General features: G+C 44.4%; 19 protein-coding genes and 1 riboswitch. Of the genes, 10 read left to right on the top strand and 9 right to left on the bottom strand.

What is annotated here, in order from left to right:
* Positions 1–113: 113 nt before the first annotated feature.
* The 7 genes from Q5H80_RS12655 to Q5H80_RS12625 form a co-directional block, all read right to left on the bottom strand.
* Complete coding sequence (locus tag Q5H80_RS12655) at positions 114–1,022, bottom strand: TIGR03899 family protein (RefSeq protein ID WP_304565002.1); 909 nt, start codon at positions 1,020–1,022, stop codon at positions 114–116.
* A 351-nt stretch (positions 1,023–1,373) separates the two neighbouring features.
* Positions 1,374–1,889, bottom strand: a complete 516-nt coding sequence (locus Q5H80_RS12650; protein ID WP_304565000.1) for a DUF3299 domain-containing protein — start codon at positions 1,887–1,889, stop codon at positions 1,374–1,376.
* Between the two features lie 14 nt (positions 1,890–1,903).
* Positions 1,904–3,163: an ABC transporter permease gene (locus Q5H80_RS12645; RefSeq protein ID WP_304564998.1), complete on the bottom strand. Its 1,260-nt coding sequence runs from the start codon at positions 3,161–3,163 to the stop codon at positions 1,904–1,906.
* Positions 3,160–3,876 (bottom strand): ABC transporter ATP-binding protein, encoded by a 717-nt coding sequence (locus Q5H80_RS12640; RefSeq protein WP_304564996.1) that lies wholly within the window; start codon positions 3,874–3,876, stop codon positions 3,160–3,162. Before Q5H80_RS12640 ends, Q5H80_RS12645 begins: the two co-directional genes overlap by 4 nt.
* Before the next feature lie 139 nt (positions 3,877–4,015).
* Positions 4,016–4,753, bottom strand: coding sequence for a DUF2796 domain-containing protein (locus Q5H80_RS12635; protein ID WP_304564994.1), 738 nt, complete (start codon positions 4,751–4,753; stop codon positions 4,016–4,018).
* A 41-nt stretch (positions 4,754–4,794) separates the two neighbouring features.
* Complete coding sequence (locus Q5H80_RS12630) at positions 4,795–5,085, bottom strand: DUF2607 family protein (protein ID WP_304564992.1); 291 nt, start codon at positions 5,083–5,085, stop codon at positions 4,795–4,797.
* A 90-nt stretch (positions 5,086–5,175) separates the two neighbouring features.
* Complete coding sequence (locus Q5H80_RS12625) at positions 5,176–5,727, bottom strand: YtfJ family protein (protein WP_304564990.1); 552 nt, start codon at positions 5,725–5,727, stop codon at positions 5,176–5,178.
* Between the two features lie 252 nt (positions 5,728–5,979).
* Here Q5H80_RS12625 and Q5H80_RS12620 point away from each other — a divergent pair, with 252 nt between their 5' ends.
* Positions 5,980–6,180: a DUF1107 family protein gene (locus Q5H80_RS12620; protein ID WP_004735283.1), complete on the top strand. Its 201-nt coding sequence runs from the start codon at positions 5,980–5,982 to the stop codon at positions 6,178–6,180.
* A 109-nt stretch (positions 6,181–6,289) separates the two neighbouring features.
* Here Q5H80_RS12620 and msrA read toward each other — a convergent pair whose 3' ends face one another.
* Positions 6,290–6,919, bottom strand: coding sequence for a peptide-methionine (S)-S-oxide reductase MsrA (msrA, locus tag Q5H80_RS12615; protein ID WP_304564980.1), 630 nt, complete (start codon positions 6,917–6,919; stop codon positions 6,290–6,292).
* 212 nt (positions 6,920–7,131) lie between these two features.
* On the opposite strand from msrA, the gene Q5H80_RS12610 reads away from it, so the two are divergent.
* The 4 genes from Q5H80_RS12610 (at position 7,132) to Q5H80_RS12595 (ending at position 13,441) form a co-directional block, all read left to right on the top strand.
* Entirely contained in the window at positions 7,132–8,844 is a 1,713-nt protein-coding gene (locus tag Q5H80_RS12610) for an autotransporter assembly complex family protein (RefSeq protein ID WP_304564977.1), read from the top strand.
* Entirely contained in the window at positions 8,841–12,599 is a 3,759-nt protein-coding gene (locus Q5H80_RS12605; RefSeq protein ID WP_304564976.1) for a translocation/assembly module TamB domain-containing protein, read from the top strand. Before Q5H80_RS12610 ends, Q5H80_RS12605 begins: the two co-directional genes overlap by 4 nt.
* Before the next feature lie 48 nt (positions 12,600–12,647).
* Entirely contained in the window at positions 12,648–13,010 is a 363-nt protein-coding gene (locus Q5H80_RS12600) for a gamma-glutamylcyclotransferase (protein ID WP_304564974.1), read from the top strand.
* A 74-nt stretch (positions 13,011–13,084) separates the two neighbouring features.
* The gene (locus tag Q5H80_RS12595) at positions 13,085–13,441 is read left to right on the top strand and encodes a DUF2799 domain-containing protein (protein ID WP_304564973.1); all 357 of its coding nucleotides are present in this window, start codon (positions 13,085–13,087) and stop codon (positions 13,439–13,441) included.
* A gap of 92 nt (positions 13,442–13,533) precedes the next feature.
* Here the strand turns inward: Q5H80_RS12595 and fbp are convergent, their stop codons facing one another.
* Positions 13,534–14,544, bottom strand: coding sequence for a class 1 fructose-bisphosphatase (fbp, locus tag Q5H80_RS12590; protein ID WP_304564971.1), 1,011 nt, complete (start codon positions 14,542–14,544; stop codon positions 13,534–13,536).
* Positions 14,545–14,812: 268 nt separating this feature from the next.
* On the opposite strand from fbp, the gene mpl reads away from it, so the two are divergent.
* From mpl to thiQ, 5 genes are all read left to right on the top strand, one after another.
* The gene (gene mpl / locus Q5H80_RS12585; RefSeq protein ID WP_304564970.1) at positions 14,813–16,171 is read left to right on the top strand and encodes a UDP-N-acetylmuramate:L-alanyl-gamma-D-glutamyl-meso-diaminopimelate ligase; all 1,359 of its coding nucleotides are present in this window, start codon (positions 14,813–14,815) and stop codon (positions 16,169–16,171) included.
* A gap of 37 nt (positions 16,172–16,208) precedes the next feature.
* On the top strand, positions 16,209–16,832 hold the full coding sequence (locus Q5H80_RS12580; RefSeq protein WP_304564969.1) for a flavin prenyltransferase UbiX: 624 nt from the start codon (positions 16,209–16,211) through the stop codon (positions 16,830–16,832).
* A gap of 43 nt (positions 16,833–16,875) precedes the next feature.
* A riboswitch (TPP riboswitch) is annotated at positions 16,876–16,995 on the top strand.
* A gap of 53 nt (positions 16,996–17,048) precedes the next feature.
* Positions 17,049–18,041 carry a thiamine ABC transporter substrate binding subunit gene (thiB, locus tag Q5H80_RS12575; RefSeq protein WP_304564968.1) on the top strand — a complete coding sequence of 331 codons (993 nt, stop codon included), beginning with the start codon at positions 17,049–17,051 and terminating at the stop codon, positions 18,039–18,041.
* Between the two features lie 125 nt (positions 18,042–18,166).
* The gene (gene thiP, locus Q5H80_RS12570; protein ID WP_304564967.1) at positions 18,167–19,780 is read left to right on the top strand and encodes a thiamine/thiamine pyrophosphate ABC transporter permease ThiP; all 1,614 of its coding nucleotides are present in this window, start codon (positions 18,167–18,169) and stop codon (positions 19,778–19,780) included.
* Positions 19,780–20,484 (top strand): thiamine ABC transporter ATP-binding protein, encoded by a 705-nt coding sequence (gene thiQ / locus Q5H80_RS12565; protein WP_304569417.1) that lies wholly within the window; start codon positions 19,780–19,782, stop codon positions 20,482–20,484. The genes thiP and thiQ overlap by 1 nt, the downstream gene beginning before the upstream one ends.
* The last annotated feature ends 44 nt before the right edge of the window (positions 20,485–20,528 follow it).

Genomic DNA, 20,528 nt, shown 5'->3' with positions numbered 1-20,528 from the left:
TAAATAGTGCAGCCTTGGTTTTCCGAGACAAGAATCCTATCCTCTAGATTCTCTTTACTCTTATCAATACTCTTCACAGCGTACACCGTCTATTTTTTACAGTATCCGATTGTCTAGACGGTGTAGTTCACACTGCTTTTAACTTCTGTTTGAACCGTGAATTTTTGGCTCAATAGCGTAATCAGTTGGTCGTAATACTGCATGTTAGGCTTGTTGCCAAGTAAGTTGCAAAGCTCATTGCCTGTTGGACTGAATCGGTAGTAAATCAGCTTCACCCCTTTTGATAATGGTGCCAGTGACATGCCCTTACCTTGATAAGTTAAGTGCAGAGCTGGATCGAAATCAATCTCTCCAGATTCTAATTCTGTGCCCAGAATAATCCCGAGTTCAATCAAGTGGAGCAAGCTAGAGTAGGGAAGGTTGTGTCCACCAAGATTGATGGTGTTGGTGGTGTCCCTTTTACCAAAGCTGAAGATTCCAGCATGGGATTTAAAGCCGAGTAATAGTTTTCTGCTGTTATCACTACCAAAGCTACAACCAAGTGACGCTGCTCTTTGTAGGGTGAGCGCTTCTTTTGGTGTCATGTCTTTCAAGATCTGCAGTGCCTTCATCGAAGTCGAGCCTGGGTTGGTGACTTCTCGTTTCAGTACTTGAGCCCATAGCCTCTGCATCGATGTATTGTGGATCTCTTGTGCCATATCGAAGAAACGGTATAGCCAGTCCTGATCAGGGTCTCCAGCCGCTTCATCCTTACATGAAGAGTGTGCCAATTTTAGAATCTGTTCTAGGTTTTTTTGGCGAAGTTCTCTACGTTTTTTCTCTCGTAATAGTGCCCGTTCGATAAGCGTACTCTCAGCTTTATCGTTTGGCTTTGTACTATGACTAATTAAGGAATCGAGGCCGAAGCTTTGTGCGATGTGCAGCATTCTGCTGGCACTGTCGGCAATATGAGGCTTTTTCTCATGCTTTTGCTGTGTATCGCTAGCATGCTCGATGATCACTGGCTGTTTGGTTTCTGACATAAGAGTACCCTAAGGAAACGACCTAACTGTCTAAAATGTAACTCTTTATCTTATTGGTGGCTAGATTTTGCGTACAGAGTTGAAGGTTTCAACAAAATTTCACTTTTGCTAATGATAATAAAATGTTAAATTTGTTGTAATTCTCAAGGAGGAGTTATGAATCAAGTCAATGATAACAAGCTGAAGAAACAGCTTAGTATAGGGTTATTACTCGCTACTTATGTCGCTGTTCTAGCGTACTTATCTAATTACATCGCGTAATTTAGAAGAAAATTATCGTTACTAAACTGTTATTGAATAATCTCACTCGTTCAGTGACGGCAGCTCATCCTTGAGCCACCCTTCTAATGACTACATGTCGTCATATTCTTCAATCGCAGTACCTTCAATAAGATAACCGGTTTGAGCTAAGTCGTGGCTTATTGACTCGGTTTTTAGTGTACCTACTAAATAAATCACATCCCATAGCTGCTGTATTGGTGCACCTTTAGGGAACTTCACGTAGATGATTTGGTTCGGCGGCGGTGGCGGTACGTGGATACATGCGCCAAAGTACGGTACTAACAGAAACTCAGTGATCATGTTCTCATCGCCTTCCAATGGAATCACAAAGCCAGGAATCTTGACTGTGCTGCCATTCAGCTCTGGGCGAACAGCGCCAAGTGTCGATTGTTGAGGTTTGTCCATACTGTCGTGGTTAACCATCGGCATACCAAATGAGTCGAGTTGTGCTCGCTCTGACTCTGGAATCAAGTCAATCCAATCGAGTGTTAATACCGATTCGTCAGTCTGAGTGGTTTCAGCGTGAGCTGTGCTGATAAATGGGAACATAAGTCCCCCAAGTATCAGTAGGAATTTGCGTTGCATCGTAGGTTCCTATTTTAGATTCGAATAGTCATGCCATCAGACAATGACTGACGGTAAGCTCTGAAAGCGGGAATAAAGCCAATAATGATTCCGGCAACTTGCACCAACATAAGCAGTTTCCACTCATGAGGTGTGATTGCGGATATCGATATGTTGATACCATAACTTTGTTGCACAATAGGAGCAACTACTGCGATTAGCGCAAACAACACGGCAACACCCAGTGTGATACCGAGGAAGGTCAGTGCACTGGCTTCACTAATTAGCAAACCAAATACATGGCGAGGCCTTGCTCCCATCGCGCGCAGAATGGCCATCTCTCGACGCCTTTCTTGCAAGCTAGTGAGTAGACTACTCAGCATCCCTAATAGTCCCGCGATTACCACAAACCCTGAAACAATCAGTAGTGCTTGCTCTGCTACGGCCATCATTCCCCACAATTCATGCAGAGCAATACCTGGCATAATGGCGCTCAAAGGTTCTTGGCGGTAGTTATTGATTTCTCGTTGCAGTGCAAAGGTTTGGATCTTCGATTTAAGGCCAACCATCATCGCGGTAACCTGCTTTGGTTGGAAGTTACGTTGCTTTAGCGCTTCAGCGTTTGGTGTGTGTCCTAGGTTGGCACCTGACTCCCAGCCAACATGAATCGCTTCAATTGCCTCTAACGAAACATGCACGGTTTTATCTACTGGTGTCCCGGTTGGCGCGAGTATTCCGACAATGGTGAAGGGCAGGTTGTCGTGGCGACTGAATGCCACATCACTGATACCGTGCGCTAGAATGATGTGATCACCAATCTTGTAATCTAACTTCTTCGCGACATCGGCACCAATCACGACATCAAATAGCTGATTAAACTCTTTACCTTGCTGAAAAGTAAGTGGTTGCTTACTTCCATAGCGATAATTCTCGAAGTAGCTATGGTTCGTGCCCATTACGCGGAAGCCTTTATGTGAATCACCTAATGAGATTGGGATCGCCCACTTTACAGCGTTGTGCTGGCTAAATTCTGCATAGCTTTTCCAGTCGATGTTGTTGGTCGCATTACCAATTCTAAATACGGAATAAAGCAGCAGGTTTACCTGACCAGAGCGGCCACCAACAATAAGGTCGGTTCCTGAAATCGTATTCGCAAAGCTGCTCTTAGCTTCGGTTCTTACACGTTCAACACCGAGTAATAGAATCACTGACACTGCTACGGTGAGAATAGTCAGAATGGCTGTGGCTTTACGGTTGAGTACGCTTTTTAAGGCTAAGTGAGTAATTACTTTCATACGACAACCTTAGCTTGGTTAACGGTTTTTAAATCTATGGTTAGAGTGAACAGCTTTTCTAATGTTGGATCGTGACTGACAAAGATCAGGGTAGACCCCGCCTGATTCGCTTGTTCTAGCAACAGTTCGATAAAGGCTTCTCGGTTGTCATGATCCAGAGCCGATGTCGGTTCGTCGGCAATAATGATTTTGGGTTGGCCGATCAAAGCACGAGCGGCAGCAACGCGTTGTTGTTGACCAATACTCAACTCGGTAACGGGCTTGTCCATTAGAGCTTGAGGTAGCTTTAATCTGAGCAACAACTCTTGAGCGGTTGCTTGCAGGCTATTCTGACTTTCAGCGACTTGCTGCTTACGAATCTTAGAAAACTGACAAGGAAGCGTCACGTTGTCGATGACTGACAAGTAAGGAAGCAGGTTAAATTGTTGGAATATATAACCAATATGATCGGCTCTGAACTTGTCCCTCTGACGAGGTGTTAGCTGTGTGAGGTCTTGGCCAAGGATAGAAACTTCACCTTGTGCAGCTTGGTTGATTCCGGTCAGTAACCCTAATAATGTTGACTTCCCACAGCCACTTGGCCCTTTGATGAAAAGGTGCTCTTGGGCTTGGATATGCAGTGAGGGAATCTCTAGCGTTGGGGATAATTCAGGCTTCCAACGAAAGCTGATATTTTCGAGTTTGACCACAAGTGATGAACTGTCAAAAGACATATTAGCTCCAATGATTAAAGCGGTGTATTTACTGGACAGTTATTAGAAAAATAAATTTCCAGAACACACCGATTTGCACAGCCAAGTAAGTGACTACTTACTTGGCTGCTTATCTACGTTTAATTCAATCTAATACTGATTAGAATCGAAAACTAATACGATCTGCGTTAAGCACTTCTTGAATTTGAGCGCTGTCAGTTAGAAGGTTTACCGTCATTGATTTTGTATTACTGAACTTAGAGAACCATTGAGTGATCACAGTATCTAGCTTCGCAATATCTGAACATTGGTAATGGTACTCGACAGTGAACTCTCCGTGCCCACCTTCTGAGTGATCATGGCCTTCGTGGTCGTCATGATCGTGTTCTGCGTGGTCATGGCCTTCGTGGTCATCATGATTATGTTCTGCGTGGTCATGGCCTTTGTGGTCGTCATGATCGTGTTCTGCGTGGTCATGGCCTTTGTGGTCGTCATGAGCGTGTTCTGCGTGGTCATGGCCTTCGTGGTCATCATGATTATGTTCTGCATGGTCATGGCCTTTGTGGTCATCATGATCGTCTTCCAAGGTGTTCGTCACCGACTTGAACTTCAGAGTACAGCTTGCATTTTTGAAACTAAATAGCTCATCTGGCTTGTTTAATTGCGCAATTGCTTGTTCAAATACTTTCTTTTGCTCAGCAGTTTCTGGAGCATGTTCAAAGCCAACCACATCAGCGCCGGGAGCTGTTACTTCAACAAGTAGTTCTTGCCCATCTTGAGCGATGTTCACTTCAACTTTACCGTGCACGTGTGCTTCGTGAGAGCGGAATTCTTCGTTAGCTAGAACATTAGTAGAGACAGTCATACCGATAACAACGGCTAGAATAGTAGGTTTCATGTTTTTTTCCTGAATAAAGGTTAATTAAAAAGTAGTGGTAATTAATAAATCTTTACAGGAGGTGAACGTGCTAAATAAGCGAAATACAGGCGCTGTAACGAAATGACTGACTCTGTGATAGCGACAGTAAATTCCGAATGGAGCTCTGGGATCTGTGGAAGTGAATGCGCCGTAATGAACTGATTTATCGAAAACAGCTCACAATGATGTGAAGAGTGATGATGTGGGTCGATATCCACAATATGTGTCGCTGCTAACACGCTCAACATGAGCATCAGCCCAAGCAAGAAGCCTGTTTTACGTTTCACATTATTAGGTGTGTTTTTCCACATCAGGATGATTAACCACAGAATTAAAAAAGGATACTGTTATAATATAACAATATCCTTTAGTCAGGTCTCGAAAAAGACGCGAATATCTTATTAAAGATTCGCTTTAATCAACTCAATGACTTGAGTGACTTCTGAGTCGTTTAATGCTCCTTCTTTAACAAACAATATTTTACCTTGCTTGTCTTGAACGATAATCGCTGAGCTCTCTTCTTTTAAAGCCCATGATGACGCTACGGTTCCGTCTTCATCTAGCACCATAGAAGACCATGGAAACTCTTCTTTGCTACTTTCTGCTGACGATTTAACAAAAGACCCAGTTCCCCAAATCGCATCATCTTGGTTGATGATGGTAGTGGTTTGGTAGCTGTCTTTTGCGAATTTCGATGCTGTAATGGCTGCCATCAGTTGTGCGTTGAGCTCTTTCGAGCTGCTACGGCCAGCAATAGCTTGAACGACGCGAACTTTACCTAGAAGATCATTGGTAGCCCAAGCTTGATATCCAGTATTTCCGTCGTTTAGTACGATTTCACCATAGTTGCTAACATCGACAGCAGGCAGAGTTGCACCGACTGATAGATTATGAGCATTGGCGAAAAGTGGAGAGGCTGCGGCTAAAAAAGCCAGTAGAGTTTTGTTTTTCATTATATTTTTGTTCCGCTTATTGGTTTGCTCTGGAAGTATAATATGAAATTTGAAAAATGCCTCTTTAACTTTTTTATCGTACGGTGTGTAAATAAGTTGCAGGCTTGTTACCAAAAGGTATAATGCATCAATATCGAGATAAACAATAGATTATCTTGCTGTTTGCTAAAGGAATTAGCGATTTAATGTGCTTTGAATACGTTGGTGTTCAGGTACGTGGCTGTAGTACTCAAATGGAATTGAGGTTGTATTATGTTAAGAAAATTTTCTACTTACCGTCCACATCAGGTGGCGCGTTTCGTTAAAGTCCTGTTCAAAGGCCAGTTTGCTATAGAGGGTATCGGAGAGTTTCGCTTCGACCAAGGCAAGGTGCTTCTTCCTGAAGTTTCAGACAAACAAAAGCTAACGATTTTTAAAGAAGTTAACGGCACCATTGCTGCGCTGCCGGTGTAATTGCTTTTATAGATTTGTCTTGCGTCAAATAGATTTTCAATGAAAAAGGGCTTCCTAGCGGAAGCCCTTTATTAATGGATGTTGTTCTAGTTTGTATGCCTAACACTCATTATTGCGGAGGGAAGCACACACCTGTTCCACCCAACCCGCAATAACCATTCGGATTTTTAGCTAGATATTGCTGGTGGTAGGTTTCTGCGAAAAAATATTTTCCAGCAGGCAGAACTTCCGTCGTGATTTCGTTGCCTAATGATTCAGTCATTGCTCGTTGGTATTCACGTTTAGAGTGCTCAGCGATAGTTTGTTGTTCTTCGCTGAAGGTGTATATCGCAGAACGGTATTGAGTCCCTAAATCGTTGCCTTGGCGCATCCCTTGAGTCGGGTCATGACGCTCCCAAAAGATTTCAAGTACTTGAGCCAGAGATGTTTGTTCGCTATCAAAAATGACACGAACGACTTCGGTATGGCCAGTTTGTCCGCTACATACCTGCTCATAAGTGGGGTTAATCGTGTATCCACCAGCGTAGCCAACGGATGTTGAAATAACGCCGTCCAACTGCCAGAACAAACGCTCTGCTCCCCAGAAGCATCCCATACCAAGTAGGACTTCTTGTTGAGAACCCGTAGGGGAAGTGAGCAAGTCAGTTTGATTGACGAAATGGCGCTCAGTGATGCGGATTGGGTCAGCATTTCCAGGTAATGCGGTTGCTGCGGAAACCAGTTGTTGTTTGTTTAGCATGTTATATTCCTTTTCGCATACGTTTACCGCGTTAGTTAACATTAGATCTAGGTTTATATTAACTGTAGGCTCATATTAACGGCTGGTGAATATTGATTAAGTCTTTACATTAGACCGTGTTATTACCGGATTTATTACAGACTCAATGTCGTTTTAGCGGTATGATTTATTTTCACTTATTAACGTATTGATAACTTCTTCACCAATTAAACATGATAAGAAAAACTTTACCAGTTCTGATTGGCACTCTACTGTCATCGACGCTCGCTTTCGCTGACGTTTCCCTTGATATTAAAGGGCTTGATGGCGCGCTTGCTGATAATGTGGATGCTTATCTGAGTGCGATTCCTGAAGAAGAGTATTCGGTTTCATTGAGGTTCCAATCTCGCTTGGAGTCGATGATCAAAGAAGCGCTGAATGCATTAGGCTACTACCAACCGAATATCACATTTACTCACTCTGAAGATGATACCGAATTGATTGTTACGGTTGAACCGGGAGAGCCTGTTCTTATTTATGCTTCAGATATTGTTCTGACTGGTGAAGCCAAAGATGATCCTGATTTTTTTGCCTTGATAGCTAAGAGCAAATTGTCTAAAGGTTCGATTTTGAATCATGGTAATTATGACTCTTTAAAGTCATCGATACGCAACCTTGGATTAGCGAAAGGTTACTTCGATGGGGCGTATGATCTTAGCAAATTAGAAGTCGCTCCTGAATTAAACCGCGCTTATGTCCGACTTCATTATAACAGTGGTATTCGCTATCACTTTGGCTCTACTCAGGTTACTGGTAGCCAAATAGAAGAAGAGAAGGTGCAGTCTCTTAAACCATTTGAAGATGGCGAACCTTACTCGATAACCAAAGTTGGCGAATACAACCAAAACCTTTCCAATACGGATTGGTTTTCTTCAGTCTTTGTTGAGCCAGATTTAAGTCAATTGGGTGAAGGTCGAGAAATTCCGATGAAGGTAAGCCTTGCTCCGCAAGCGCGGAACCAAATTGAAACGGGTATCGGTGTATCAACAGACTTGGGTGTAAAAGGTACCCTTAAATGGAAGAAACCTTGGGTTAACGAGAAAGGTCATAGTTTTAATAGTAGTTTATCGATCTCTAAGCCTGAGCAGACGATTACGGCGGCTTATAAAATCCCATTGGATGACGTACTTAATGACTACTATCAAATTAAGTATGGAATGAAGAATCTGGATAACCGTGATACCAAGAGTTTGGAGTCAAACTTAGCCTTAGAAAGGTACTGGCGTCTGGATAATGGCTGGCAACGCACGGTATTCATTCGATACCTAGTCGAAAACTATAAACAAGGTTTACAAGACGATTTGGCGCAGTTTGTGTTGCCTGGTGTCTCTTTCTCACGCACTCGAACACGAGGCGGTTCAATGCCGATGTGGGGCGATAAACAAACCATCATGGTTGAAGCGGCTGATGATACCTTGTTATCTGAAACCCAAGTCGTGCGCTTTCAAGGGCAAACCGCATGGATTCGAAGCATTGGTAATAACCACCGAGGTTTAACCCGCCTTCAATTCGGCGGAAACTTTGCGGACGAATTTGATAAGTTATCTCCTTCTTTAAGATTTTTTGCGGGTGGTGATAATAGCATCCGTGGTTATGGCTATGAGTCTATCTCTCCTCGAGATGAAAGTGGCGCACTAACGGGTGCGAAATTCATTGCAACCAGTTCGTTTGAATACCAATATCGCTTAGTAGGGAATTGGTGGGGAGCGGCTTTCTACGATATTGGTGACGCATTCAATGACACGCCAGAGTGGAAGCATGGTACTGGTGTAGGGATTCGTTGGGCGTCCCCCGTCGGCCCTGTGAGTTTAGATTTTGCTTGGGGTCTAGATGCGAAAAAAGGTGATGAGTTCCAACTGCACTTTAGTTTAGGGCCAGAATTATGATCAAAGTGGTGGGTAAGTGTATAAAGTGGGCGTCGATTTCAGTGACGTCGATTTTGCTACTGTTAATCGCCCTACTAGGTTTTGTTTTGTTCACCAATTTGGGGTTGAAAACTGTGTTGTGGGGCGCTGAAAAAGCATTGCCACAACTGAAAGTGGAAAGTACTAAAGGCGCTCTTTTCCCAAGCTTTACGCTTAATAATGTTCAGTTTAAAGATGACAGCCTGCATATTGACACCAAGGTTCAAAAGCTGAACTTGGCTATCAATCCGCGCTGTCTGCTTGACCCTCAAGTGTGTGTTGACCGCTTAGCGATTCAAGGGCTGGACTTTACATTTACTGAATTGCCACTAGCTTCTACAGAAGAGGCAGAACCTACTCCGCCCGTAACATCGGTAAAAACACCACTACCAATCGTCATTAATCGAATCGCTTTATCTGATATCAAGCTGAATATCTTAGGTCATGAAATTGAATGGAGCCTGTTCTCTACGGCTTTGAGTATGCAGGGTGAAAAGCTGACAGTATCGCCAACCTTATTCAATGATCTTAAAGTTGAACTTGCAGAGTCTACTGAAGCGCCGCAATCAGAAATGGTCGAGCCAGAGACTGCAACTAAGACAGCTATCGAGTTGCCAGAAGTCTTAATTCCTTTGCAGGTTGTACTTGAGCGTTTTGATCTCAACAATTTCACTTTAGAACAAGAAACCCCGATTGTGGTAAACCACCTTGGATTAGAAGCTCGAGCGGGTAAACATATGGTTGATGTTTCAGCTCTCGAACTCGATATGCCACAAGTAAGCGCGAATTTAGCGACGAAGGTTGAGCTCAAGGATGGCTATCCGCTAGAACTTTCTTTGGATGCGTTAGTGAAAGAAACCGACCTCGCTGGTCAGAAACTATCGCTGAAAGCACAAGGCAGCGTGGCTAAGCTGCACTTAGATTCTCAGCTTTCTGAATTGATTGAGGCACAACTGTCTGGTGATATTCAACCCTTAGAACCGACTCTGCCATTTGACCTTCTTTTAGAGAGAGGTAAAGCGCAATGGCCTTTGACAGGTAAAAGTGACTACCAAGCTGCAATTGAGAAATTCAAAGCCGATGGTTCATTAGATGGTTTTAATGTGCAGCTTAAAGGTGAAGCAGATGGTAAGGATATACCTGCCTTAACAATAGATCTGGAAGGGAAAGGCACTACGGAACAGATTGAACTTGAACGCTTGAAACTGAATACCTTGGGTGGCGAACTAAATGGTGTAGTCAAAGCGAACTGGAAGAAGCTCGTTAATTGGCAAGCCGATGTGACGCTCAAAGACATACAACCGGGTCTGCAGTGGCCAGAAGCCGAGGGTAACATTAGCGGAAGTATTGTCACTTCTGGTGAACTGACACAAGCGGGTGGTTGGGCGATTGAACTGTCTAAGCTCGATATTGAGGGGATCCTACGTGAATACCCTCTGGATATCGAAGGGCAGTTGTCAGCGTCAGATCGCAGCGCGAGCGGTGAACCTAAACTGAAAACCAGTGGTTTGAGCTTGGCTCACGGTGTTAATTCGATTAAGGCTCAAGGGCAACTGGATAAGCAATGGGGTATGGGCGTTGCGATAAATTTCCCACAGTTAGATAAGAGTGTTCCAGAGCTGACGGGTAAAGTGATGGGTAATATCCAGCTTAGTGGCCCAACGAAAGAGCCAAAGGTCGATCTCGCGCTTAATGTTGACAAGGTCGATTGGAATAACGAAGCAACATTAGAATCCTTATCGCTTAATGGTTCGGTCGTTCCCCTGCCATTGCCTGAAGCTCAAGCAGATCTTGTATTAAAAGCTAAGAACTTAACCTATCAAGATCAAAGCGTGGAAAGCATTGATTTAACCGTGAATGGCGGTGAGAAGCAGCATACCGTAACACTTGATGTGATATCCGATATAGTGTCGACAAGCTTGGCCATCTCTGGTGAGTTGATTCAAAAGCCCTCTCTTATTTGGGATGGGTCGTTAGACAGAGTAAAAATTACCACTCAGCAGGGGCCTTGGGTATTAGATCAACCTGTCGCTATTAAAGCCGATGTCGACAAGCAGTTAGCTGATGTACAAGCGCACTGTTGGAAGCAATCGGGTTCGAGTGTGTGTTTGGATGAAGATGTTCGTGTTGGAAAGTCGGGTGAGGCAAAACTGGGCGTTAACCAATTCGATTTTGAGCAGATCCAAGCCCTCATGCCTAAAGAAACGCAATTACAGGGCTTAGTCAATGCGACCGTTCATGCCACGTGGTCGGAACAAGGTGAACCAGAGGTGACGGTTAGCGTCGATATGCGGAAAGGACAGGTTGTTCAACAAGTTGGTGAGCCAATCACACTCGGTTGGGAAAGCGTTGCATTGAATGCCCAACTAAAAGACAACAAACTGGATGCCGACTTTAAGCTGGATGTTTCCGACAATGGTGACCTGTCTGGCACTGTGTCGTTACCAGACATTCTCGCCGAAGACAAAATGGTCGATGCGGCAATTAAGCTGACAACCTTCCATCTGGACTTCTTACAACCAATCTTAGGTGAGTACAGCCTGTTGAAGGCCGATCTTGAGAGTGACCTACAGGTAAAAGGCTCTTTGATGCATCCTCAAGTCTTTGGTCAGTTCTCGGTTGATGGTATTCAAGTCAAAGGCGATGTCACGCCAGTGGATATTAAAGACGGCCGTATTGACCTCGATTTTGACGGCTACAGCGCGAAGTTAGATGCCAATGTTGAAACTCCTGATGGTCACCTTGATATCGAAGGCTCCGGGGATTGGCAAGATCTTAAAGCATGGCACTCTAACGTTAGAGTTTTTGCTGATGAGTTGATGGTTGATATTCCGCCTATGGTTAAGGTGAAGGTCGTGCCTGATATGACCATTGATGTCACGCCAGAGCTTGCAAAAATCACTGGTGATATCGCATTACCGTGGGGACGTATCGTTGTCGAAGACTTACCACCGTCAGCGGTTGGAGTGTCTTCTGATCAAGTTATCTTGAATAAAGATCTTGAGCCAGAGAACGAAGACACGATTCCATTCAATGTGATGACCAATATTAATATTTCCATTGGCGATGACTTTAAACTGTCTGCTTTTGGTCTTGAAGGTGATTTGGTCGGCAAGCTCAACGTGGCTCAAAAAGATCAAGGTCCTTTTATTACAGGTGAGGTAAACATCGTCGATGGTACTTACCAATCCTTTGGACAAGATCTCTTGATCAAAGAAGGTAAGATTCTAATGAATGGGCCTCCGGATCAGCCATATGTAGCGATCAATGCGATACGTAACCCTGATAATACTCAGGATGATGTGACAGCTGGTATTCGAGTGACAGGCCCGGCGACAGAGCCGACCATCGAAATTTATTCTGATCCTGCGATGCCGCAAGCCAACGCGTTGTCTTATATTTTGCGTGGTCAAGATATTGATGGTGAGTCGAATGGTTCAATGACAACGACCTTAATTGGCTTAAGCTTGGCGAAGAGCGGTAAGGTTGTCGGTGAAATTGGTGAGGCTTTTGGCGTACAGGACTTGCAACTGGATACTGCAGGCTCTGGAGATGATTCCCAGGTTACGGTCAGCGGCTACATTCTCCCTGGTTTACAGGTGAAGTATGGCGTAGGTATCTTTAACTCGTTAGGTGAGTTTACTGTTCGTTATCGATTGATGCAGGATCTCTATGTTGAAGCCGTGTCGGGGCTAGACAGCGCCGTGGATCTTCTCTATCAATTTGAATTCGAGTAACACTGGAGTCGTGAGTGATTAGCGGATGACGAATGCTGAGGAGGGGTTATGCAGCAACTTGTTTTTGTTTATGGAACCTTGAGACAAGGTCAGTCCAACCACCACTATTTGCAGCAGTGTGCGTGCTTAGGAAGGTTTGACACCCCTGAGGAATACGCTCTTTTTGATTTAGGTGCCTATCCGGCGATGATTTCTGGAAAGAAAAATGTCGTTGGCGAGGTCTATATCATTAACGATGAAGTTTTGGCTTCGCTCGATCGGCTAGAAGATGTTCCTGTTGAGTATCGTCGCGAGCAAATAGAGACTATATTTGGATTAGCATGGGTATATTTGTATCAGCTTGATCTAACGGCTAATAAAGAAATACTTTCGGGTGACTGGTGTAAGCGAAAAACTTACGAAAGTGAATGAACTACTGGAAGCTTTCTGACGTAATAGCTAGAAGTCTCAATGTATAGGCTAGTCTTTTCCATCAGGAGGAAATTATGAAATATCTATTATTAGTGCTTTCCATCATGCTATTTGGTTGTGCGCAAACTCCGCCACCAACGTCAATGAATACGACAGACTGGCAGAACTTTGGCGAAGAAATGGCGCGGAAAGGTAAGACCAAACAAACCGAAGCCAGTTTAGCTGAAGCTGTATCTTCACCATCGATTGATGCCGATTTGTATGCTGCTTATGGCAAAGGTTATGAAATGGGTAAAACTCAATATTGTTCTCAAAACCCAAGAGCGTTAGGACGCCGAGGTGATACTTACCTTGGAATTTGCGATGATGTCGATAAGTGGTTCCGCTTCAAGTATGAAAGAGGCGCAGAATCGAAATTTGACCTTCGATAGCCCTGTGAACAATTAGCTCAGAGAACAACAAAAAGCCAGCATATGAATGCTGGCTTTTTTAATGGCGTTAATTTGAAAAATAAGCGAGACGATTAGTCTCGGTTAAGTTCAAGAAACTCTTCTACTTTTTTAACCATGTTTTTAGAACCAACAAAGAAAGGCACACGCTGGTGCAGCTCGGTTGGTTTAATATCCATGATGCGTTGCGCTCCGTCTGATGCGGTACCACCGGCCTGCTCCATAATAAAGGCTATTGGGTTGCACTCGTACAGCAGACGCAGTTTACCTTGAGGGTGGCTTTGCGTACTCGGGTATAAGTAGATACCGCCTTTCAGAAGATTACGGTGGAAATCTGATACTAGAGAACCGATGTAACGTGATGTGTAAGGGCGGTTGTCGCTTGGCTCATTTTCTTGGCAGTACTTGATGTACTTCTTAACACCCGTAGGGAAGCGAATGTAGTTACCTTCGTTGATGGAATAAATCTTACCTTCATCAGGGATCATCATGTTTTCATGAGACAGACAGAAGGTGCCCAGAGATGGGTCGTAGGTGAAGCCATTTACACCTGCACCAGTTGTGTAAACAAGCATAGTTGAAGAGCCGTAAATTACGTAACCCGCGGCTACTTGCTTGTGTCCTGGCTGAAGGAAGTCTTCTTGTGTTGGTGGGGTGCCAACAGGTGATACTCGACGGTAGATAGAGAAGATTGTACCAACAGATACATTGACATCGATGTTTGAAGAACCATCAAGGGGGTCCATCAGAACGACGTATTTTGCGTTTTTGTTGAGCTCTTTATTGAAGGCGACAGCTTCGTCTTCTTCTTCACTTGCAACACCACAAACTTGATCACGAGCTTCTAGAGCCGCTTTAAATTTGTCGTTCGCGTAAAGGTCTAGCTTTTGCTGTTCTTCACCTTGAACGTTGTCTGTACCAACAGCGCCAGTGATATCGACTAGACCAGCCTTGTTGATCTCACGGTTAACAATTTTTGCAGCAAGTCGAATAGACGACAAAAGGGATGATAGATCACCGCTTGCATGGGGGAAGTCACTCTGTTTCTCAACAATGAACTCACCAAGGGTGCGCATCTCAGACATGTTATTTCCTTAAACTTCTCTCAATATTAGGGGGATTTGAGCACTATAGAATTTGCCTCTTACTCGGGCTTTATTCACCTAGACGCCTACTTAAATTCTAAAGGTTAGATCTTTTTAATGGTAATGAACTAAGCGACGCAGATCTCACTTACTATGTCGACTAAATTTGTTTTGCATTGCTACTCGCTTTTAATCGTCATTTAATGATAATGAGTGCAGTAGTTTGATTTAGACATGGTTCATTTAGCCAAGCGTTTGGAAGCAATTTATGCATATTCATATCTTAGGAATTTGTGGCACCTTCATGGGAGGTGCTGCGGTATTGGCTCGTCAATTAGGTCACAAGGTTACCGGTAGTGACGCGAATGTTTACCCACCAATGAGCACTTTGTTGGAGTCTCAAGGGATTGAAATTATTGAAGGGTTTGACCCAAGCCAGTTAGAACCAAGGCCGGATCTCGTGGTGATTGGTAATGCGATGAGTCGTGGCAACCCATGTGTTGAGTATGTATTGGATAACAATCTTAGATACACCTCAGGCCCGCAATGGTTGCAAGAGTTCTTGTTGCATGATCGTTGGGTATTAGCGGTATCGGGAACACATGGCAAGACAACAACATCGAGCATGCTGGCTTGGATTTTAGAAGACTGTGGCTATGCGCCTGGCTTCTTAGTTGGCGGCGTGTTGGGTAACTTTGGTATCTCTGCTCGCCTTGGTGAAAGCATGTTCTTCGTGGTCGAAGCCGACGAATACGACAGTGCTTTTTTTGATAAACGATCTAAGTTCGTCCATTACCACCCAAGAACCTTGGTAATGAATAACCTCGAGTTCGATCATGCTGACATCTTCGATGATCTTGAGGCGATTAAGCGTCAGTTCCACCACTTAGTGCGCACTGTCCCAGGTAATGGCCGAATTTTCTCTCCTAAACAAGATACGGCTATTCAAGATGTTCTAGCTCGTGGGTGCTGGAGTGAGACTGAATCGAGCGGTGAACTCGGTGATTGGGATGCGAAGAAGCTGGTTAAAGACGGCTCTAAATTTGAGGTTTACTTCCAAGGCGAGTGTGTTGGAACGGTAGACTGGGATTTAGTAGGCGACCATAACGTTAACAATGCCTTAATGGCGATTGCGGCGGCAAGACATGTTGGTGTGACACCTGATTTAGCGTGTGAATCGTTGGCTACTTTCATTAACACCAAACGTCGTTTGGAGTTTAAAGGCGAAGTGGCTGGTGTGTCTGTTTATGATGACTTTGCTCATCACCCAACGGCAATTGAACTTACGCTGGGCGGCTTACGTAATAAGGTCGACACGAAAAAAATCATTGCCGTTTTAGAGCCTCGCTCTGCCACCATGAAGCGCGGTGTACACAAAGAAACTTTAGCTGATTCTCTTAAGCAAGCGGATTCTACCTACTTATTCCAACCGGGTAATATTGATTGGTCGGTACAAGACGTTGCCGATGCGTGTCACCAACCCGCGCACGTGAGTGATGACATGGATGCATTCGTTGCTAAAATTGTCTCAGAGGCACAAGCAGGCGATCAAATCTTGGTAATGAGTAATGGTGGCTTTGGTGGTATTCATCAGAAACTGTTGGATGGATTAGCACTCAAAGGCTAAAGCATCCACGACCTTATAATTTGAAGTAATTGAGAACATGACAAAACACGATAAAGCGATAACTCTTGCTTTCACTGGCGCATCCGGTGCGCCTTATGGCCTGCGTTTACTTGAATGCCTTTTGGCTGCCGATTATCAGGTCTACTTGCTGATATCATCGGCAGCGCGAGTGGTGTTGGCGACCGAGCATGAACTGAAGTTACCTGCTGGGCCAGATGCTGCGAAACAAGCTTTGGTTAAGCATTTAGATTGCGACCCAGAAAAGCTGGTGGTGTGTGGCAAAGATGATTGGTTCTCACCGGTTGCCTCTGGTTCAGCAGCACCGAAGCAGATGGTAGTGTGTCCATGCTCTGCGGGAAGCTTGGCATCGATTGCTCATGGCCTATCAGATAACTTGATCGAGCGCGCAGCAGACGTAGTTATGAAAGAGCGAGGTCAGCTGTTATTGGTGGTTCGTGAGACGCCATTTTCTACGTTGCATCTAGAGAATATGCACAAACTCTCGACCATGGGCGTGACGATTATGCCTGCAGCTCCGGGTTTTTATCATCAACCTAAGTCGATTGAAGACCTGGTCGACTTTATGGTGGCACGTATTCTCGATCACCTTGGTATCGAGCAAGGTTTAGTGCCACGTTGGGGGTACGATCTACGTAATTGATCCAAACTTGATGGCTTATTGTTAAAAATCAAATTACAATCCTGAACACTCATCGGGGAGCGAACCATTCAAATAGTGAATGCGAGCTGAGATCAAGCAGACACTTGGGACCCGTAAACCTGAACCAGATAATGCTGGCGTAGGAATTGAGTTAGGAACAACCTCTACCGTTCTCCTCCCTCAAACCTGTGCCGCTCAGACCATGGAGAGCGTCCAGTGAAATTAACATTAACAACTCTTGCTGTTACTACAGCCATCTCTTTTTCTGCCTTCGCCGCAGACAACACCTTAACGGTTTACACTTACGACTCTTTTGCTGCGGATTGGGGCCCTCGCCCTGTCGTTGAAAAAGCATTCGAAGAAAAGTGTGGCTGTGATGTGAATTTTGTCGCGTTAGAAGATGGTGTATCTATTTTAAACCGCTTACGTCTTGAAGGTGGCAACAGCAAAGCTGACATCATTTTAGGCCTAGATAATAATCTCATGGCTGAAGCGAAATCTACGGGTTTATTGGCTGAGCACAGTGTTGATACATCATCTGTGGCGCTTCCTAACGGTTGGAACGACAGTACCTTTGTTCCTTATGATTTTGGTTACTTTGCGTTTATTTATAACAAAGAAAAGCTAGCAAATCCGCCAAAGAGCCTGAAAGAACTGGTTGAGCAACGTGACGATCTTAAGGTTATCTATCAAGATCCACGTACATCAACACCAGGTCAAGGCATGATGCTATGGATGAAGTCTGTTTACGGTGATGAAGCAACTGCGGCGTGGAAGAAGCTCGCTCAGAAAACGGTTACTGTGACTAAAGGCTGGTCTGAAGCTTACTCTATGTTCCTAGAAGGCGAGTCGGATTTAGTGTTGTCTTACACAACTTCTCCTGCTTACCACATCATTGCAGAAAGTGATTCTAAGTACGCAGCAGCAAGCTTTGAAGAAGGTCATTACACTCAAGTGGAAGTGGCAGCGAAGGTTAAAGGTAGCAAGAACGAAAAGCTTGCCGATGAGTTTATGGCATTTATCTTAAGTGATGAGTTCCAATCGGCGATGCCTACTGGTAACTGGATGTACCCAGTGACCGATGTTGAGCTACCAAAAGGGTTCGAGCAACTTACGGTTCCTCAGAAAGCGCTAAGCTTCACACCAGAAGAGATTGCCGAGAAGCGTAAGCCTTGGATTCGTGAATGGCAGAGTGCACTTACTTTTTAACTTACTATTTAACTTATTATTTAAGAAAATGAGTTTTCTAACGTACTTTTAAAAAACTAGCTTTCTGTATTTAAAGGTTCATTCGTTATGTTTGGAGTGAACCATTTACGGTAAAAAATCAATTTATGATAAAGAAAACACCTAAGGTCGGGGTTTGGGTTGCGATACTCATTACCGCCTTCGTGGTTTCAGCAGTTGGGGCATTGCTAAGCAATGCCCCTTCTCTTGATATCAGCCAAGTATGGTCCGATCCTTACTATTGGCATGTAACGAAATTCAGTTTCTATCAAGCGACACTCTCAACTGTGCTGAGTGTTGGCTTTGCTATACCTATTGCTCATGCTCTGTGTCGCAGACAATTTTTTGGACGAGCCTTGTTGTTAAGGCTTTTTGCTTCGACCTTGGTTTTGCCCGTATTAGTTGGTGTATTTGGTTTGCTCGCGATTTATGGTAACAGTGGTTGGTTAGCTAAATTTCTGGCGAACTTCGATATTAAACTACCATTCTCGATTTATGGGTTGAATGGTATTTTGCTCGCACATGTCTTTTTTAACCTGCCTTATGCTAGCCGTTTACTTTTACAAGCTTTAGATACCGTACCTGCCGAGCAGCATAAGCTGTGTGCTCATTTGGGTATGAGTCATTGGAACAAATTCAGATGGGTTGAATGGCCTCGCTTAAGACAGCAACTGCCACATGTGTGTGGTTTGGTCTTCATGCTGTGTTTTACCAGCTTTGCTACCGTGATGGCACTAGGCGGTGGACCTAAATCAACCACTATCGAACTTGCGATTTATCAGGCGATTAAATTCGACTTTGACCTGCAGGCCGGTGCCTTGCTCGCGATATGGCAAATGCTGCTGTGTGGTGTGTTAGCTGTGAGCATTCAACGTCTATCGAAACCTATTTCAGTGACAGCCAGTCAATTGTCGGAAGAGAAATATTTGGTTAAGGACAGCTGGTGGTCAAAAGCTTGGGATAGCTTTTGGATCATCATCGTCTCAATGCTGGTATTGCCGCCATTAGCTATGGTTATCGTCAGTGGCATTAACTCGCAGGCATTAATTGTGCTGAGCAGCGAGCCGTTTTGGGCTGCGTTAATGGCCTCGGTTAAAGTCGCGTCATTAGCAAGTGTTATCGCTGTTGGTATTGGTATCGCCATACTACTGACTAGTCGAGCATGGCGTTTACAGAACAGGAATTTTCGAGCCGATAAAATCGAGCTGATTGGCACTATTATCTTAGTGACTCCCGGGCTTGTGATCAGTACGGGCCTCTTCTTATTACTGCGTTCATTCACCGATGTTTTCAGCTTAGCTTTCTTTATCGTGATTGCAGTAAACAGTTTAATGGCGCTGCCTTACGTAATTAAAACCTTGGCTCAACCTATGCTGCATTTGTCTCAGCAGTATCAGTATGTGTGCGCAAGTTTGGGAATGACTGGTTTCACGCGTTTTAGGCTAGTGGAGTGGCGCGCATTGCGTAAACCGATGGCACAAGCCTTCTCGATCAGCTTTATGTTAGCAATGGGTGACTTAAGCGCGATTGCTTTGTTTGGTAGCCAAGATTTTAGAACTCTGCCCTTGTACCTATTCCAATTATTAGGCAGCTATCAAATGGAAGCCGCAGCTGTGGTTTCCGTGAGCTTACTGTTACTGAGTGTTGGCAGCTTTAGCCTGATTGAATTTTTATTTACTCGAAGATCTAAGCTCGATGCTAAAGAGTTGAGGAACCGATGATGTTAGTGATGAAAGATGTGGACTACCACTATCACAGAGAGTTGTTTTGCTTTGATTTTCAAGCTGAGCAGGGCGATATTGTTGCGCTAATGGGGCCAAGTGGCGCCGGTAAATCAACGCTGTTGGCACTGGTTGCTGGGTTTATTGAGCCCACTTCGGGTGAGATCTCTGTAGCGGGACAATCACTGATTGGCAAAGAAGCACATCAGCGTCCATTAGCGATGTTGTTTCAAGAGCACAACCTGTTTGCCCATCTCACCGTACGTGAAAATATTGGCTTAGGCTTGCATCCAGGGTTAAAGCTTACGGCAACCCAAAAGCACGAAGTCGTACAGGCCGCTGCACAAGTGGGTGTCGCTGAGTATTTAGATAGATTGCCTGAGCACTTATCGGGTGGTCAACGTCAGCGTGTCGCGTTAGCTCGTTGTTTTGTTCAGCCTCATGATATTTGGTTGCTTGATGAACCTTTCTCTGCGCTTGACCCTTTGCTTCGTGAGGAAATGCTTAACCTTGTTAGGCGATTAGCCGCAGAGCGAAACATTACGGTATTGATGGTTACTCACCACTTAGGTGATGCACGCAGTATCGCAAACAAGTTTGTTTTTGTAGCGCTAGGTAAGGTGTTGGTTGCAGACTCGATAGAGGCACTGACGGCTGAACATCCACAGCAAGAGCTAAGCTCGTTTGTTAAAGCGGGTGAATGATTTTTCACTCCTGTGAGTACTTCTTAATATTGAGTGCGTCGAAA

This window comes from Vibrio sp. SNU_ST1, from assembly GCF_030563405.1.
Classification (GTDB): domain Bacteria; phylum Pseudomonadota; class Gammaproteobacteria; order Enterobacterales; family Vibrionaceae; genus Vibrio.
Note: the sequence above shows the minus strand (reverse complement) of the source record. Positions and strands in the feature narration are given on the sequence as shown.

What these genes read in the sequence shown, in the direction of transcription:
- Q5H80_RS12630 (WP_304564992.1), bottom strand. Translation starts at nt 5,085, where the DNA reads ATGTGGAAAAACACACCTAATAATGTGAAACGTAAAACAGGCTTCTTG.
- Q5H80_RS12655 (WP_304565002.1), bottom strand. Translation starts at nt 1,022, where the DNA reads ATGTCAGAAACCAAACAGCCAGTGATCATCGAGCATGCTAGCGATACA.
- Q5H80_RS12580 (WP_304564969.1), top strand. Translation starts at nt 16,209, where the DNA reads ATGACAAAACACGATAAAGCGATAACTCTTGCTTTCACTGGCGCATCC.
- Q5H80_RS12635 (WP_304564994.1), bottom strand. Translation starts at nt 4,753, where the DNA reads ATGAAACCTACTATTCTAGCCGTTGTTATCGGTATGACTGTCTCTACT.
- Q5H80_RS12610 (WP_304564977.1), top strand. Translation starts at nt 7,132, where the DNA reads ATGATAAGAAAAACTTTACCAGTTCTGATTGGCACTCTACTGTCATCG.
- Q5H80_RS12620 (WP_004735283.1), top strand. Translation starts at nt 5,980, where the DNA reads ATGTTAAGAAAATTTTCTACTTACCGTCCACATCAGGTGGCGCGTTTC.
- Q5H80_RS12600 (WP_304564974.1), top strand. Translation starts at nt 12,648, where the DNA reads ATGCAGCAACTTGTTTTTGTTTATGGAACCTTGAGACAAGGTCAGTCC.
- Q5H80_RS12595 (WP_304564973.1), top strand. Translation starts at nt 13,085, where the DNA reads ATGAAATATCTATTATTAGTGCTTTCCATCATGCTATTTGGTTGTGCG.
- fbp (WP_304564971.1), bottom strand. Translation starts at nt 14,544, where the DNA reads ATGTCTGAGATGCGCACCCTTGGTGAGTTCATTGTTGAGAAACAGAGT.
- mpl (WP_304564970.1), top strand. Translation starts at nt 14,813, where the DNA reads ATGCATATTCATATCTTAGGAATTTGTGGCACCTTCATGGGAGGTGCT.
- Q5H80_RS12650 (WP_304565000.1), bottom strand. Translation starts at nt 1,889, where the DNA reads ATGCAACGCAAATTCCTACTGATACTTGGGGGACTTATGTTCCCATTT.
- Q5H80_RS12645 (WP_304564998.1), bottom strand. Translation starts at nt 3,163, where the DNA reads ATGAAAGTAATTACTCACTTAGCCTTAAAAAGCGTACTCAACCGTAAA.
- thiP (WP_304564967.1), top strand. Translation starts at nt 18,167, where the DNA reads ATGATAAAGAAAACACCTAAGGTCGGGGTTTGGGTTGCGATACTCATT.
- Q5H80_RS12625 (WP_304564990.1), bottom strand. Translation starts at nt 5,727, where the DNA reads ATGAAAAACAAAACTCTACTGGCTTTTTTAGCCGCAGCCTCTCCACTT.
- thiQ (WP_304569417.1), top strand. Translation starts at nt 19,780, where the DNA reads ATGTTAGTGATGAAAGATGTGGACTACCACTATCACAGAGAGTTGTTT.
- msrA (WP_304564980.1), bottom strand. Translation starts at nt 6,919, where the DNA reads ATGCTAAACAAACAACAACTGGTTTCCGCAGCAACCGCATTACCTGGA.
- Q5H80_RS12640 (WP_304564996.1), bottom strand. Translation starts at nt 3,876, where the DNA reads ATGTCTTTTGACAGTTCATCACTTGTGGTCAAACTCGAAAATATCAGC.
- Q5H80_RS12605 (WP_304564976.1), top strand. Translation starts at nt 8,841, where the DNA reads ATGATCAAAGTGGTGGGTAAGTGTATAAAGTGGGCGTCGATTTCAGTG.